Annotated in this window: 10 protein-coding genes; 4 read left to right on the top strand and 6 right to left on the bottom strand. The window is 44.6% G+C overall.

Annotation, left to right across the window (positions count from 1 at the left end; genetic code table 11):
* Positions 1-149: 149 nt before the first annotated feature.
* On the bottom strand, positions 150-437 hold the full coding sequence (locus ACTQ1L_RS06890; protein ID WP_441366192.1) for a VOC family protein: 288 nt from the start codon (positions 435-437) through the stop codon (positions 150-152).
* A gap of 1,158 nt (positions 438-1,595) precedes the next feature.
* Here ACTQ1L_RS06890 and ACTQ1L_RS06885 point away from each other — a divergent pair.
* Positions 1,596-2,879, top strand: coding sequence for a dihydroorotase (locus ACTQ1L_RS06885; protein WP_441366190.1), 1,284 nt, complete (start codon positions 1,596-1,598; stop codon positions 2,877-2,879).
* 87 nt (positions 2,880-2,966) lie between these two features.
* Here ACTQ1L_RS06885 and ACTQ1L_RS06880 read toward each other — a convergent pair whose 3' ends face one another.
* The 3 genes from ACTQ1L_RS06880 to ACTQ1L_RS06870 form a co-directional block, all read right to left on the bottom strand.
* Complete coding sequence (locus tag ACTQ1L_RS06880) at positions 2,967-4,550, bottom strand: class I SAM-dependent RNA methyltransferase (RefSeq protein ID WP_441366188.1); 1,584 nt, start codon at positions 4,548-4,550, stop codon at positions 2,967-2,969.
* 85 nt (positions 4,551-4,635) lie between these two features.
* On the bottom strand, positions 4,636-5,580 hold the full coding sequence (locus tag ACTQ1L_RS06875; protein ID WP_441366186.1) for a 3'-5' exoribonuclease YhaM family protein: 945 nt from the start codon (positions 5,578-5,580) through the stop codon (positions 4,636-4,638).
* Between the two features lie 17 nt (positions 5,581-5,597).
* Positions 5,598-6,866 carry a S1C family serine protease gene (locus tag ACTQ1L_RS06870; protein WP_441366184.1) on the bottom strand — a complete coding sequence of 423 codons (1,269 nt, stop codon included), beginning with the start codon at positions 6,864-6,866 and terminating at the stop codon, positions 5,598-5,600.
* Positions 6,867-7,402: 536 nt separating this feature from the next.
* On the opposite strand from ACTQ1L_RS06870, the gene ACTQ1L_RS06865 reads away from it, so the two are divergent.
* The 3 genes from ACTQ1L_RS06865 to ACTQ1L_RS06855 are packed head-to-tail and all read left to right on the top strand — an operon-like array spanning position 7,403 to position 11,977.
* Positions 7,403-9,781: an endonuclease MutS2 gene (locus ACTQ1L_RS06865; protein WP_441366182.1), complete on the top strand. Its 2,379-nt coding sequence runs from the start codon at positions 7,403-7,405 to the stop codon at positions 9,779-9,781.
* A gap of 51 nt (positions 9,782-9,832) precedes the next feature.
* Entirely contained in the window at positions 9,833-10,534 is a 702-nt protein-coding gene (locus ACTQ1L_RS06860; RefSeq protein WP_321111948.1) for a response regulator transcription factor, read from the top strand.
* A gap of 3 nt (positions 10,535-10,537) precedes the next feature.
* Complete coding sequence (locus tag ACTQ1L_RS06855) at positions 10,538-11,977, top strand: HAMP domain-containing sensor histidine kinase (protein WP_441366180.1); 1,440 nt, start codon at positions 10,538-10,540, stop codon at positions 11,975-11,977.
* Between the two features lie 371 nt (positions 11,978-12,348).
* Here the strand turns inward: ACTQ1L_RS06855 and ACTQ1L_RS06850 are convergent, their stop codons facing one another.
* Together ACTQ1L_RS06850 and aspS are read right to left on the bottom strand one after the other, a co-directional pair.
* Complete coding sequence (locus tag ACTQ1L_RS06850) at positions 12,349-13,389, bottom strand: hypothetical protein (RefSeq protein ID WP_441366178.1); 1,041 nt, start codon at positions 13,387-13,389, stop codon at positions 12,349-12,351.
* 9 nt (positions 13,390-13,398) lie between these two features.
* On the bottom strand, positions 13,399-15,195 hold the full coding sequence (gene aspS, locus ACTQ1L_RS06845) for an aspartate--tRNA ligase (protein WP_441366177.1): 1,797 nt from the start codon (positions 15,193-15,195) through the stop codon (positions 13,399-13,401).
* Positions 15,196-15,266 lie beyond the last annotated feature (71 nt).

The raw sequence follows: 15,266 nt of genomic DNA, 5'->3' as shown, positions 1-15,266 counted from the left end.
CACTCCTTTCGTAAAATCATCATTTTAATTATAATAATTTTAAAGCCTGATTAATTTGCTTAACTCGGCTAGTATATACCTTTATACTTTGATTTGTCAAATATATATATACAGTTATATGTATAGTCATTTCCCTCAAGTTACTGTTCTCACCTAACAGTGCGACAATCAACTTCCTCAAACAGCTCAATTTCCTCGCCAAGTGGTCCTTTGCAGAATGCTATGCGCGCCGGAAATACCGGTGTTGATGCGATTTCTATATCCTTCGGCTCAATAAATACCTCGTATCCCGCTGCTTTTACAGCCTCTACACACGCATCCACATCATCTGTTGCGAATGCGAAATGACGAATCACACCTTTGCCCGGTGCATCATCTCCATCGTTAAAAATCTCAACAATTCCGTTTCCGGTATCAAGCATGATTCCGACTGCCATTCCCTTGCGACCGGGATTTCCAGAATGTTTTTGTAGAAATCTATTGTCTTTTCATATTTCTCTGTGCTGCTGCACTTCATAGATACGTGATGTATACCTTGTATTAAGTTCATTGTTTTTCTCCCTTTAATTTTTTTGAGCTGTTTTGTGATTTATAGTGATTTCAGCTACTTTTCCAGCAATTTTTCCGGCTTTTGGGCTGAATTTTGGGAGCTGTTTTGGAGATTTCTGCAGTTTCAGCTACTTTTCTCGCAATTTTTCCGGCTTTTGGGCTGAATTTTGGGTGCTGTTTTGAAAATTTCTGCAGTTTCAGCTACTTTTCCCGCAATTTTCCCGGCTTTTGAGCCGAATTTTGGGAGCTGTTTTGAAGATTTCTGCAGTTTCAGCTACTTTTCTCGCAATTTTTCCGGCTTTTGGGCTGAATTTTGGGTGCTGTTTTAAAAGTTTTAGGGATTACAGCTCCCCAGGGTCTGCCTACTATGCTATCAACCTACGGCTATTGTACATTATGCCAATTTAGTCCTACTTAGTAAAATGATGTGAGGGTCAAAAGGTATCCAATTCAGGATCCCTTAAATCATATTATATATAAAATTTTCTATTGTCCATATATACAGACGATTATGATTGCGACCAATTTTCAATTTTCACTTTTGTTTGAAATTGGGTAACTATTCTGCGCTGCTGATTCTAATGCGCTTGCGGCTCGCAGCTATGAAGGCACTGAACAATTACGAAATTTGTTGAAGAAACTGAACCGTTACGAAATTTATTTGCAAATTCGTTCTTCTCCATTATACTATGATAACGTTTTCTAAATAACTATATCATTTACTTAAATGGGATGTAATCGTTGCTGACCACACTGTTAGGTGTGAACAGTAATTATTATTTTCTTGTACTACCGATAAAATATGCAAGTGATATGGTGCAGTTCGTTTAAAACTGTTATACTAGTACAGTGAATAATAAGTAATTGATATATTGACCGGTCTGCGATTCCGATAGCACATGCCAAAAAGCCTTGACGTAGCCCGCTACGCCTGCGTTTTTTGACATGCACTCTCGAAACCGCATCCTCGCTCAATGTATCAACAACTTAATTTTCGCTGTACTAGGATATATCAGAAAATAAATACAATCTACAGGAGGATTATCATGATAATAAAAAACGGCATTGTAGCAGACCCTGCTTCAGGTCTCTACGAACAGATGGATATACTTGTAAAAGATGGGAAAATAGTAAAAATAGCACCTGACATCTCATGTGCGTCAGATGCTGCTGCAACTGAAAAAGAAGAAATAATAGATGCATCCGGAATGATTGTCGGACCGGGACTTATCGACACACATGTGCATTTCCGTGATCCGGGCTTCACATACAAGGAGGATATCCACACCGGTTCCCTGGCTGCCGCGAAGGGTGGCTTCACAACTGTTGTATGCATGGCAAACACAAAGCCTACAGTGGACAATGCGGATACTCTAAAGGACAGCCTCACACGTGGAAAGCAGGAAAAAATCCGCATGTATCAGGCCGCTGCAATATCGCACTCCCTCAAAGGACAGGATGACGTTGACATGGCAGCTTTAAAGGAAGCCGGAGCATGTGGCTTTACTGATGACGGCATCCCGCTTACAAATGCTGCTTTCTGCTACAGAGCCATGCAAAATGCTGCGAAGCTGGATATGCCGATAAGTCTCCATGAGGAGGACCCTGCATTTATCAAAAACAACGGCATCAACCACGGAAAAGTATCTGACGCTCTCGGTATCTACGGCTCACCATCCATCGCTGAGGAAGCCCTTGTCGCAAGAGACTGTCTGCTTGCGCTGCGCAGTGGCGCCGACGTTGTGATACAGCACATCAGCTCCGGTGTATCTGTTGATATAGTCCGCACCTACAAAAATCTTGGTGCAAGGCTCCATGCCGAGGCCACTCCTCATCACTTCACGCTGACTGAGGATGCTGTCTTAGAGCACGGCACCCTTGCCAAGATGAATCCACCTCTGCGCACTGAAGCAGACCGTCAAAAGATTATAGAGGGACTTATCGATGGCACAATAGACCTTATCGCAACAGATCATGCGCCTCACAGCACCGAGGAAAAATCAAAGCCTGTAACCGAAGCTCCAAGCGGTATCATCGGTCTTGAGACATCTCTTGCTCTTGGTATCACAAGCCTTGTCAAACCGGGCCATCTAAGCATGCTTGAGTTTTTGAAAAAGATGACTATCAACCCTGCCAGACTGTACCACATGCCTTACGGTACTATCTCAGAGGGTGCTGCTGCAGATTTTGTCATCTTTGATCCTGACGAAAAATGGGTACCATGCGAATATGCATCAAAATCATCAAACACACCTTTTACCGGCATGGAACTGACCGGTAAGGTTAAGTACACCATATGCGATGGAAATGTGATTTATTCGGATAAATAAATTGTGTATGCACTATTAAAAAAGCCCATTTTTCGTCCTTGGGAAAATATCCTAAAAACGAAATTGGGCTATTTCTTTTAAACCAGTTCAGTTTCTCACCCGCTCGAGGAGGCAAATACTTTCTACATGCGTCGTATGAGAAAACTGATCAAATGCCTGCCACTTCATGAGTTCATACTTCTCTTCACAGAGTATCTTCAAATCCCTTGCCAATGTTGCCGAATCACAGCTCACATATACAATCCTCTCCGGTGACATAGCAAGCATTGTGTCCAGGCACTTCTCATCACAGCCCTTTCTTGGAGGGTCAACGACTATCACATCCGGGCGAAGCATATCTGTATGTCCGGTGGATGCTGTATCATCAGTGATTTTCTCAGTTTTCTTTGAATTCTCATAAAACTGTGGCAGCACCTCCTCAGCCTTTCCTACGAAAAACTGTGCATTTGTGATGCCATTGAGCTTCGCATTGTTTTTGGCATCCTCGATTGCCTGAGGCACTATTTCCACTCCGTACACCTGCTTTGCCTTCTGTGACAAAAAGAGCGATATGGTACCGATACCACAGTAGAGATCCCAGACATTTTCATTTCCTGTGAGCCCTGCAAATGCAAGAGCTGTGCTGTAAAGCTTTTCTGTCTGCTTCGGGTTTACCTGATAGAACGACTGTGGAGAAATCTGATATGTGATGCCTGTCCCCTGTGGTGTGAAATCAGGGTAAGAAAGCAGATGGATGGTGTCCTCAATATATGGTCTTCCCCATATGCAGACTGTCTTTTTGCCGAGGATGACATTTGTGTTTTCCTTGTTGATATTGTAGGAAATGGAAGTCATTCCATCGATTTTTGAGAGTCTTTCGCACAGTGTATCTGCTGCATTATGCCTGCTATCACCTGCCGTACTGCCACATTCCTTGTTATCACCAGCTTTATCACCATTACGCTTATCCGCAATTTTCCCACATTCTGCACCTTCAATATCCGCTGCTCGATGTTCCGGCTCCAGCTCATCTGCATTTATCACAAGACACACCATAATCTGCTTTGATGTAAAACCATATCTGATAAGCACATGGCGCACGAGCCCTTTGTGTGTGTTCTCGTCATACGGTGTGATGCCGCACTCATTCATCCATTCCTTTATGATATCCAGTATCTCTTTGTTATGCGGCACCCCAAGCCTGCAGTCCTCAACCGGGATGATATTGTGGCTTCGCGATGCATAAAAGCCTGTCACTATATTGCCATCCCTGTCATATCCCACCGGAAACTGTGCCTTGTTGCGGTAGCGGTATGGATTGTCTGCGCCAACAGGCGGCTGCATTTTACTGTCCAGCTTTGCCTCGGAAAATCCACCTATACGCATGAGATTGTTGCGCACCTTATTATTTTTAAATTCAAGCTGCTTTTCATAGGAGAGCGCCTGTATCTGGCAGCCGCCACACCTCTTGTGCAGCTCACATTGCGGCTCAACGCGAAAAGTGGAAGGGGTCTTAATCTCTTCCACTCTTGCGTAGCCATAGTTTTTCTTTAATTTTGTTGCGCGGGCTGTTATGACGTCACCAATCAGTGCATCCTTTACGAAAAAGGTCATGCCATCATAATGTCCGATACCCTCGCCATCTGTTCCCATATCTGTTATTTCAAGTTCAAATATGTCATTTTTTTTCATACTTTTCTCTTCTTTATTTTATATATAATGATATGAGGGTCAAAAGGTATTTTGCCCCTCATTTATGATTAATCTTGTCCGCTTTTTACACACTTGTTCTGCGGAAATTTGTCTCCATAAATCTGTTGTAGCCCTGCCACTTTGTATCGTTTTCAGGCACATTTACAAGCAGCTCCCTGAAGGTCTCCATCTTGGCATCTATGTTGTCTGCAAAGCTAAGTGCAAGTGCCTCGACAAGTGCCGGCTTTTTCGGAGAGCCAAACTCAAGCTCGCCGTGGTGGGCAAGTATGCAGTGCTTCAGCTCGTTTGCGAGCACTACCGGGAAGCCGTCGATGCTCTTAATCGCATCGCCTACCCACTCTGCACCAATCATGATATGTCCGAGGAGCTGACCAGCGTCTGTATAGTCATTCTCCGGGAAAGTAGAAAGCTCCTTTAATTTTCCGATATCATGGAAAATAGCTGCCGTAAGAAGCAGGTCACGGTTTAAAATCGGATACATTTTTGCAAAATAATCACAGTTCTTCGTCACACCGAGTGTATGCTCCAAAAGACCTCCTACAAAGCCGTGGTGCACGCTCTTTGCGGCTGAATGGAACTTGAAACGGCGCTCAAACTCCTTATTGTCAAAAAAGCTATGTAAGAGCTGTGACAGGTATTGATTCTTTACAGAGCCGATAAAGCCCATGAGTTCCTTATACATGACCTCGACATCCTTATCGCTGACCGGCAGATAATCCGCAGGGTCATATTCCCCCTCGTTTACCTTTCTCGCACGCTTTATGGAACACTGCAAATTGCCCTGAAAGCTTGTGATATCACCGGTTATGGCTATGTAATCCATTGCATCAAATTCCTCAATGCCTACTGAGCCAACATCCCATATCTTGGCATCCAGCGTGCCTGTCTTATCCTGCAGGATAACATTGTCATAAGGCTTTCCGCTTTTGGTCATGGCTGTCTGCTTGCCCTTGCATAAAAAAATCTCATTGATTCTCTCTCCCTCGCGGAGAGTTGAAATATACTTCATATATCCTCCTATTTCGGCTAATTCATCACTCCGATTTTCACCTGACAGGTAATCTCCGTGTAGCCGTTGCTTCCTTTTCTCTTTACTTTCAGATTGCAGGTATCCTCAGGCTTTTGCTGCATAAGCTGTGTGTTGTACGCGGACACATTCGACACCTCTGTATTGTTTACCGCAACTATCACATCTCCGCTTTGAAGCCCCGAGACAAATGCCGGTGAATCCATGGTAACCTGCTTTATATAAACACCCTTTGGGATGTTATATCTGTTTGCTATTTTTTCTGTAACTGTAGTACAGGTGATGCCTATGTACGGCACATCTGCGCCGCTCTCGAGCTTTTCAATGACAGGTGACAGGTCGCTTATGCTGACAGCCGTGAGCGTATTGTTTTCCTCCGCCGGATTGAAATCCTGCAGCGAAAGCCCTATGACCTGACCATCTGTATTAATCAGTATACCGCTCTGCAACTTGTTGCTTGCGATATCTGTGGTGAGCACCGAGTAATTGTTGTCCTGCGCCGACAGCTCATTGGTTGTTGACGTTACAAGACCTGTGAGAATGGCATAGTTTGCCTCAAGCGCAATGACAGATGCTCCTCTTGAAACAATATTTGAATTACCAAGCTCCGCAACCGCTATAGCCCCTGTTGTGGCGTCGTCCAGAAGTGACTTATCCACGGAAATAATTGCTATACCTGTATTGCTGTCATACTTGACCAGCGCAGCATCAGCCATCATGTCGTTTACAAAGGTTACACTAAGCTTATCCGCCTTATCCACTACATTTTTCTCTGTCAGAATGATTAGCTGCTTTCCATTGTCCCTCAGTATCACTCCCAATCCCTGACCCTCGGTCTCATAGGAATTGTTGAAAATATCAGTGGCATCTGTCACACCCGTGACTCCTACTACAAATTTCGTAGCTGTGGCTCCCACTCTGTAAAGCTGGTTCTGCACTGCCTGATAATCTGCGAGTGTAGGCTGATAGGTCTGCGAAGACGGCTCCGAAGAGGTGCCGGACTCTGTGCTTTGTGTACCATTTTCACTATATGCATCACTGCTGTCATCTATGCCTGACTGCTGTGTGGCTGTCTGCACATCATTATTATTTTTTCCATCTGAAGCTTTTTTTGATTGTCTGTTGATAACCGGCAGAAATATAGCAAAAACAATGCTTGCAGCCACTGCAAATGCCACTCCGCAGAGTGCTGCTGTGCCTGCTTTTTTTGCAAGTCTTTTTTTATTCAGCGGTTTATCCTTTATCTTTTCTCTGATAAATTGCTCCATATTGTCACCCTGATTAGATGTCTTTAGTTACTATCTTACATTATATTCTGAATTATATTGCGTTGCAACCATATTTTTTGAGTACGGGCTTTGAGTACGGGCTTTGAGTACGGGCTTTGAGTACGGGCTTTGAGTACGGGCTTGCGGCATGTACCCGCCTGACTGCTGTACTGCTCCCACCGGTGCTACGCTGCGTGGCTAAGATTCTGTATGGATTATGCATTTACTTTTTCTATACATGACGAAACCGTCGCTACACGCCTTCCATGGCTCGATAGCTCCTTGCCCCGGCATCCATGTCGCAAGCCCTTACTTTTTTGGCTCGTTTAACCGAATATGCTCCAATATATCGTAAATTTCTTTTCATACAAAAAGTGTCCTTTAAAGACCAATAACATCCCTTTACATTTAGATATAATTTAATGTGGTTTTTTTAACAATTTTCGGCTATAATGTGTTAATATGAGTTTAAACCTCAACCATCTATTTAAGATATTTTCAATAAATATCTGATACAGCAATATAAGGATATAGAAATGAATAAAAAAGTTTACAAAACATTGGAATATAACAAAATCCTCACCATGCTAAGCAGCTACGCAGCATGTGATGAGACAAAGAAAAGGTGTCTTTCGCTTGAGCCTATCACCGATTTATACGAAATCAGACATCTGCAGACCACCACTGCCGATGCACTAAGCCGCCTGTACAAGGACAGCGGAGTGTCCTTCGTCGGCATACACAATGTGCATGCTTCCCTAAAGAGGCTTGATATCGGTGGTGCTCTGAATACGACCGAGCTTCTTCGCATCTGCAGTCTTTTGGAGGTTGCAAAGCGCGTGAAGGCTTATGGCAAAAGCGGCATGGACAATGAGAAGCAGGATTCTCTCTCCGGTCTGTTTGCAGGAATTGAACCGGTTTCTGCGCTCTGTGATGAGATTAAGAGGTGCATTTTATCTGAGGAAGAGATTGCCGATGATGCAAGTCCTGAGCTTTTTAAGATAAGAAAGAGCATACGCGGCATGAACGACAGAATCCATGCGCAGCTCACCAAGCTCATGAACGACAGCACAACGAGGACATATCTGCAGGATGCGGTTGTGACCATGCGCGACGGCAGATATTGTCTGCCTGTAAAGGCTGAGGCTAAGGGCAATGTACCCGGCATGATGCACGACCAGTCATCTACCGGCTCTACCCTTTTTATCGAGCCGATGGCTGTCGTCAATTTGAATAATGAGCTCAAGGAGCTTTTCATAAAGGAGCAGGAGGAGATTGAAAAAATCCTTGCAGCGCTCAGCGACAAGGTTGCCATGAATGCGGCTGCTTTGGAGCAGGACTATGAGATTCTTTCAGAGCTTGACTTTATTTTTGCAAAGGCAAATCTGGCTAAATCATATAACGGTGTGGCACCTGAGTTCAACACCGAGGGGCATATCAATATCAGAAAGGGCCGTCATCCGCTTTTGGATGCTAAAAATGTGGTCCCTATAGATGTACGGCTTGGCGAGGAATATAAGCAGCTCATCATCACCGGACCAAATACCGGCGGTAAAACGGTTTCACTAAAGACTGTCGGACTTTTGACTCTCATGGGTCAGGCAGGTCTTCACATTCCTGCGGCTGACAGGTCAAAGCTCGCCATCTTTGAGGATGTCTTTGCGGATATAGGCGATGAGCAGAGTATTGAGCAAAGTCTCAGTACCTTCTCGTCTCACATGACCAATATCGTAAAAATTCTTGAAAAAGCCGATGACAGAAGCCTTTGCCTGTTCGATGAGCTCTGCTCGGGAACCGACCCGACAGAGGGTGCGGCGCTTGCCATCTCAATTTTAAACAGACTGCACCGGTATGGCGCCATCACCATGGCCACTACACACTACAGTGAGCTGAAGGTATATGCGCTTTCCACAGAAGGTGTGGAAAATGCCTGCTGTGAGTTCAATGTGGAGACTTTAAGCCCTACCTACCGCCTGTTAATCGGTATTCCGGGCAAGAGTAACGCATTTGCAATCTCATCAAAGCTTGGTCTGGACGAAAACATCATCGAGGATGCAAAAAGCAGAATTAATGATAACGACCTTGATTTTGAGGATCTGATCGCAAGCCTCGAGTCACAGCGACAAACTATCGAAAAGGAACAGCTTGAAATCAACAGCTACAAGGCCGAGATTGAAAAACTCAAGAAACAGCTCGAAGAGAAAAATGAGCGCATAGACAAGAGCAAAGACAAGATTTTACGCGAGGCAAATGAGGAAGCCTACAAGATACTGCAGGATGCAAAGGAACTTGCCGACAAAACCATCCGCAATTTCAACAAATACGGACAGGGGCAGGCTCCTATGAGTCAGATGGAAAAAGAGCGCTCTGCCCTTCGTGACAAGATGAATGACAAGGAAAAGAAGCTGTCAGACATCAAGAAAAACACTGCCAAGGCAAATCACAAGGCGCCTAAGAAGCTGCGCATCGGTGATTCTGTGCTTGTGCTCTCCCTCAATCTGAAGGGAACTGTCCACACTCTGCCAAACGCCAAGGGCGATTTGTATGTGCAGATGGGTATACTGCGCTCGCTGGTTAATATTAATGACCTCGTGCTCTTAAACGACGATGTCTCTCCTGCCAAGAAGTACGGCGGCAGCGGAAGCAAGATAAAGATGAGCAAATCGCTGTCAGTTTCATCAGAAATCAACCTGATTGGAAAGACCACGGATGAGGCACTTGCTCTCTTAGATAAATACTTAGACGACGCATATATCGCTCATCTTTCATCAGTGCGCATTGTCCACGGAAAAGGCACCGGTGCACTGCGAAAGGCTGTGCATGGACTCCTTAAGAGGACAAAAACTATTGCGGAATACCATCTCGGTGAGTTTGGTGAAGGCGATGCCGGAGTAACCATCGCAACCTTTAAATAACGACAATTTACTTTTACGGAATATAAATAATTTTTAAGAAGGAGATTAGAAATGGCTGTTAAACAGAAAATACTGATAGTAGACGACGACAACAATATAGCAGAGCTTATATCTCTATATCTGACCAAGGAATGCTATGACACCAAAATCGTAAATGACGGTGAGCAGGCGCTTATCGCGTTTGAGCACTACAAGCCAAACATGCTTCTTTTGGACCTCATGCTTCCGGGCATAGACGGCTATCAGGTATGCCGTGAGATACGTGCAAAGTCCGATGTGCCGATTATCATGCTCTCCGCAAAGGGCGAGGTATTTGACAAGGTGTTAGGCCTGGAGCTTGGCGCCGACGACTATATACTCAAGCCCTTTGACTCAAAGGAGCTTGTGGCAAGAGTCAAGGCCGTGCTCAGACGCTTCCAGCCTGCAAAGCCGGAGGCCTATGCTTCCGTAAATATCAAGTGTGTGGAGTACCCGGGGCTTATTGTAAATCTATCCAACTACTCTGTCACTTATGACGGACAGCAGATTGATATGCCGCCAAAGGAACTTGAGCTTTTATATTTTCTTGCCTCATCTCCAAATCAGGTGTTTACAAGGGAGCAGCTTCTGGACAACATATGGGGCTATGAATATGTCGGCGACACCCGCACTGTCGATGTGCATGTAAAGCGTCTCCGCGAGAAAATCAAGGACAAGCCAACCTGGCGCATCGCAACTGTCTGGGGCATCGGATACAAGTTTGAGGTAAAATAAATAATGAAGCATACCATCTACACTAAGCTGTTAATCAGCTATCTGATTTACGGTGTCATCGCTTTTTTCATTATATGCACCTTTACACAGCATCTCACCACAGACTATATTGAAAAGCAGGAGGCTTCCAATCTCTACAGGGAAGCATCCATCATTGCAGGTGATTACGCCGACAAATACTTTGGCTCATCCATGTCGCTTAGCGATTTCCAGAATCACATGAAAATTGTAGCCGACTATATGGATGCCGAGGTATGGGTGGTCAGCCCTGACGGTGAGCTGCTCATGGACTCAGATGATCCGTCAATAGGCATTGATATCCAAAATGACAGTTCTAAGCCTGTAGTGATAAATGGCTTTGATGTCACCGATTTTGGCAGCGACAACTATATGATTGGAGATTTTTACGGCTCCTTCAAGCATAAGATGCTGTCCGTATTTTCCCCGGTAAATGTCTCGTACCAGAATATCGGCTACATAGTCATTCACAAGACAATGAGCCATATCACGGCAGGTGTAAACGGTTTTATGAATATCTCCTTTTATACTGTAGCGCTCATTTTTGCAGTGGCATTTATTCTGCTTGTCATGCTGAGCCGCTCCATTTACCGGCCAATCACACGAATCACAAAGACCGCAAAGAAGTATGCAAAGGGCGATTTCACGGCCCAGATTGATGTACATTCCAATGACGAAATCGGCTATCTGGCAAACACACTAAACTACATGGCAACGGAGCTTGATATGCTTGAGGAGGATCAGCGCAAGTTTGTATCCAACGTGTCACACGACTTCCGCTCCCCTCTTACCTCGATAAAGGGCTACGTGGAGGCTATGCTGGACGGAACCATCCCTGTTGAGATGCAGGATAAATACTTAAACATCATCCTTTTTGAGACCGAGAGGCTTAATAAGCTCACCAAGAGTCTTATTGATCTGAACCAGTTCGGTCATCACGGCATACACCTGGATATTGCTGATTTTGACATCAATACAATGATCCGCACGACAATCCTCACCTTCGAGGGTAAATGCAGTGAAAAGGGCTTAAGCTTTGACCTGCTGCTCACCGGAAAAGAGCTTTTCGTGCGCGGTGATATGGTCAAAATCCAGCAGATTCTTTACAACCTGATAGACAACGCTGTGAAGTTTTCAAATAATGATTCGAGTATCAAGATTGAGACGAGTATCAGAAATGAAAAGGTGTTTATATCAGTAAAGGATCACGGTATCGGTATACCAAAGGACAGCCTTTCAAAGATCTGGGAACGCTTCTACAAGAGTGATTTATCCCGCGGAAAGGATAAGCGCGGTACGGGACTTGGCCTGTCTATAGTTAAAGAAATCGTGCAGGCGCATGGTGAGAATATAAATGTGATAAGCACTGAGGGTGTGGGAACTGAGTTTATATTTACGCTGCCACTCAGCAAAAAAGAAGGGTGAGGCGCAGCTCATCAAATGATTGGTGGTGGGCGCCTCGCTTTTTAGGTTGTGAGGCTGCCGGCATAGCACACAGTATATTCCTCAGAAAAATGTGAAGTCAGCCGCGGTTGTTTGTCCGGACAGGTTACGATTTTATTTACATTTTCTTTCTTCTTTACTTTATGGAACTCCGCGGCAGTTCACATTTTCCTTCGGAACACACTGTGTACTCTCCGGCTAATTCAGGTTTACGAGCGAGGCGCTTTGCTACCTTGCATTCTGGCAGTGCCGGACTTATTTCACTGGCGTGAAATTTTGTCCGGCACTTTTTACTTTTTAAATTTAAAGCTCATTTCACTTATGCGAAATGAGCTTTATTTTATATCATATTCTTATGGTTCATATTTGCTGCCGGCCTTGTCGGTTACTGTGTAGTCTCCGCTGGTTATGTCGGCTATGGTTTCAAAGTCTGTGATGTCCTGATTTACGGTACCATCGAACAGGTCATATGTGAAGGTGTAGCCCTGTGCCGATACTGCTTTGACATATATTTTGATATTGCTTGCGGCTGTGACAGGGATTAAGTCTTCGATTTTGACTGTGCCTTCGAGGCTATGGAGCTTACCGTCGTCCTCTTTTGAGGCATCTGAGGTATCATTTTCCGTGTTATTCTTTGAACCATCTTTTTGGGCATCATCCTTCCGGCTTAAGGCTGATGTGATGGAGTCTGTATCTGCAGAATCTGCACTGTCTGTGCCGTTTTCTGCCAACAGCTGTCGGATATCGTATGTCTTTAGCTCTATATCTGAGCTTGCGACCACGAGCTGCACACTGTTAAAGTCAAAGTAATCATTTCCCATGACTGCTACATCTACATCTGTGCCAAGCTTTATGCTGCCATTGTCAAAGGTTGGTTTATCGACAAGTATGCCGGATGCTACATTTTTGAACACTGATGTCACACCTTTAAACTCATCGAGCACCTCTGTGCTTCTCTTATTTCCGTCAACAAACAGAAATGTCACATTGCCTGCATAGTCCTCAGACAATGGAAGTGTGGCCTCGCCCGTATACTTGATGCCGTTTAGCTCGAGCGGTATCTCGTTTGTACCGAAAAATACACTGGTTTTTGTATCCTCTGTGTACTCCTTTGGCACCACCGAGACAGAGACTGTGTATGTCATATCAGTAAAGTCTGCACTTTTTAAAGAAATGTCCCAGTCTGTTATGAGGCTGGCCTCCTCCTCAAGAGTGGACTTGATATCATCCTGCATGGTCTGCACATCGGAAAGTATCACCGATGTGTTGTCTGAGGTGTATGACATCTGTGTCTCAAGCTTTTTTATCCTGTTATTAAGCAATACTGCCCCCGCAATAAGTGCGGCGAGCAGTATTATGGTAATCGCATTGAAAATATTTTTTTTCAAATTCATATTATAGTGTTATTCCTCATCTTCCTCTGCAGCTATAGCTATTCCAAGCTCCTCAAGCTGCTTTGGATCTACAGTTCCGGGTGCCTCTGACATGAGGTCCGAAGCGTCCTTTACCTTAGGGAATGCAATAACCTCCTTGATATTGTCTGTATGTAGCATATGCATGCAGATACGGTCAACACCGAAGGCAAGTCCTGCGTGTGGCGGTACACCATATGAGAATGCATCAAGCAGGAATCCAAACTGCTCATGTGCACGCTCCTTTGTGAAACCAAGCACCTCAAACATCTTCTCCTGGATGTCATCCTGATGGATACGCACTGAGCCTCCACCGAGCTCTGTACCATTGAGTACGATATCATATGCCTTTGCACGAACTGCGCCCGGATCTGAGTCTATCTTGTCCCAATCCTCCTCCATAGGCATAGTGAATGGATGATGCATTGCCATAAATCTGTTTTCCTCATCAGACCACTCAAGGAGTGGGAACTCTGTTACCCAGAGGAAATTGTACTTGTTCTCATCAATCAGGCCAAGCTCGGCTCCGAGCATGAGACGAAGCGCTCCAAGTACATTCCATACGATTTTATTCTTGTCAGCTGCGAAAAGGAGTAAATCTCCCGGCTTTCCGTTCATCTTTGCAACAAGTGCATCAAGCTCAGCTTCTGTCATAAACTTGGCAAATGATGACTTGTATGTGCCGTCCTCATTGATGCACAGATAAGCAAGTCCCTTTGCTCCACAACCCTTTGCATGCTCTACAAGCTTGTCAATCTTCTTACGAGGCATCTTTGCCTGTCCCTCTACATTGATACCGCGGACAGAGCCACCGTTTTCAAGAGCTCCTGTGAATACTCCAAAGCCACAGTCCTTTACCACATCAGAAACATCGCAAAGCTCCATACCAAAGCGTGTATCAGGCTTGTCAGAACCAAATCTGTCCATAGCCTCCTGCCAAGGCATACGCTTAAACGGAATCTCAACATCCACATTTATGACCTCTTTAAAAAGGTGCTTTAACAGTCTCTCATTTACCTCGATTACATCATCGATATCTACAAATGAAAGCTCCATATCTGCCTGTGTAAACTCAGGCTGTCTGTCTGCACGCAAATCCTCATCACGGAAGCATCGTGCAATCTGGAAATATCTGTCATAGCCTGAAGCCATCAGAAGCTGCTTAAAGAGCTGTGGTGACTGTGGAAGCGCATAAAAATGTCCGTGGTGTATACGGCTTGGCACGAGATAATCTCTGGCTCCCTCCGGTGTAGACTTGCAAAGGATTGGTGTCTCTATCTCCAAAAAGCCCTCGTTTGCCATAAAGTCACGCATCACTCGAAGCACATTGCTTCTGAGCATGAGATTTCTCTGGATATCAGGACGGCGAAGATCCAGATAACGGTATTTAAGTCTGATGTCCTCGCTGGTCTTTGAATTCTCCTCAATCTGGAATGGAGGTGTCTGTGCCTCTGAAAGCACTCTGATTGATGTAGCGATAACCTCGATATCACCTGTCTTTAAATTCTCATTGACAGCAGCTGTTCTCTTCTGGACAGTTCCCTCAACTGCAATGACGAACTCACTTCTCAAGGTGCCTGCCTTTTCAAAACCATCTGCACCTACATTTTCCTCACCGAATACTATCTGAAGTATTCCGCTTCTGTCTCTTAAATCTATGAAAATGAGACTTCCTAAATTTCTTCTCTTCTGTACCCAGCCCATCACGGTGACCTTCTCACCGATATTGGCATTTGATACCTCTGTACATCTATGGCTTCTATGTAAGCCCTGCATTGATTCTGCCATTTTATACTCCTTATATTTCTACTATATATTTATTCTAATAACTGTTTGGTACCGCTACTACACAGCTAATC

The organism is Agathobacter sp. LCP21S3_B2 (genome assembly GCF_052118705.1).
Lineage (GTDB): Bacteria > Bacillota > Clostridia > Lachnospirales > Lachnospiraceae > Roseburia.
This window is presented reverse-complemented; position numbering and strand designations above follow the sequence as displayed.

Excerpts from the sequence above, each read along its gene's own strand:
- ACTQ1L_RS06870 (WP_441366184.1), bottom strand. The coding sequence starts at position 6,866 with ATGGAGCAATTTATCAGAGAAAAGATAAAGGATAAACCGCTGAATAAA.
- ACTQ1L_RS06885 (WP_441366190.1), top strand. The coding sequence starts at position 1,596 with ATGATAATAAAAAACGGCATTGTAGCAGACCCTGCTTCAGGTCTCTAC.
- ACTQ1L_RS06890 (WP_441366192.1), bottom strand. The coding sequence starts at position 437 with ATGGCAGTCGGAATCATGCTTGATACCGGAAACGGAATTGTTGAGATT.
- ACTQ1L_RS06880 (WP_441366188.1), bottom strand. The coding sequence starts at position 4,550 with ATGAAAAAAAATGACATATTTGAACTTGAAATAACAGATATGGGAACA.
- ACTQ1L_RS06875 (WP_441366186.1), bottom strand. The coding sequence starts at position 5,580 with ATGAAGTATATTTCAACTCTCCGCGAGGGAGAGAGAATCAATGAGATT.
- aspS (WP_441366177.1), bottom strand. The coding sequence starts at position 15,195 with ATGGCAGAATCAATGCAGGGCTTACATAGAAGCCATAGATGTACAGAG.
- ACTQ1L_RS06855 (WP_441366180.1), top strand. The coding sequence starts at position 10,538 with ATGAAGCATACCATCTACACTAAGCTGTTAATCAGCTATCTGATTTAC.
- ACTQ1L_RS06865 (WP_441366182.1), top strand. The coding sequence starts at position 7,403 with ATGAATAAAAAAGTTTACAAAACATTGGAATATAACAAAATCCTCACC.
- ACTQ1L_RS06850 (WP_441366178.1), bottom strand. The coding sequence starts at position 13,389 with ATGAATTTGAAAAAAAATATTTTCAATGCGATTACCATAATACTGCTC.
- ACTQ1L_RS06860 (WP_321111948.1), top strand. The coding sequence starts at position 9,833 with ATGGCTGTTAAACAGAAAATACTGATAGTAGACGACGACAACAATATA.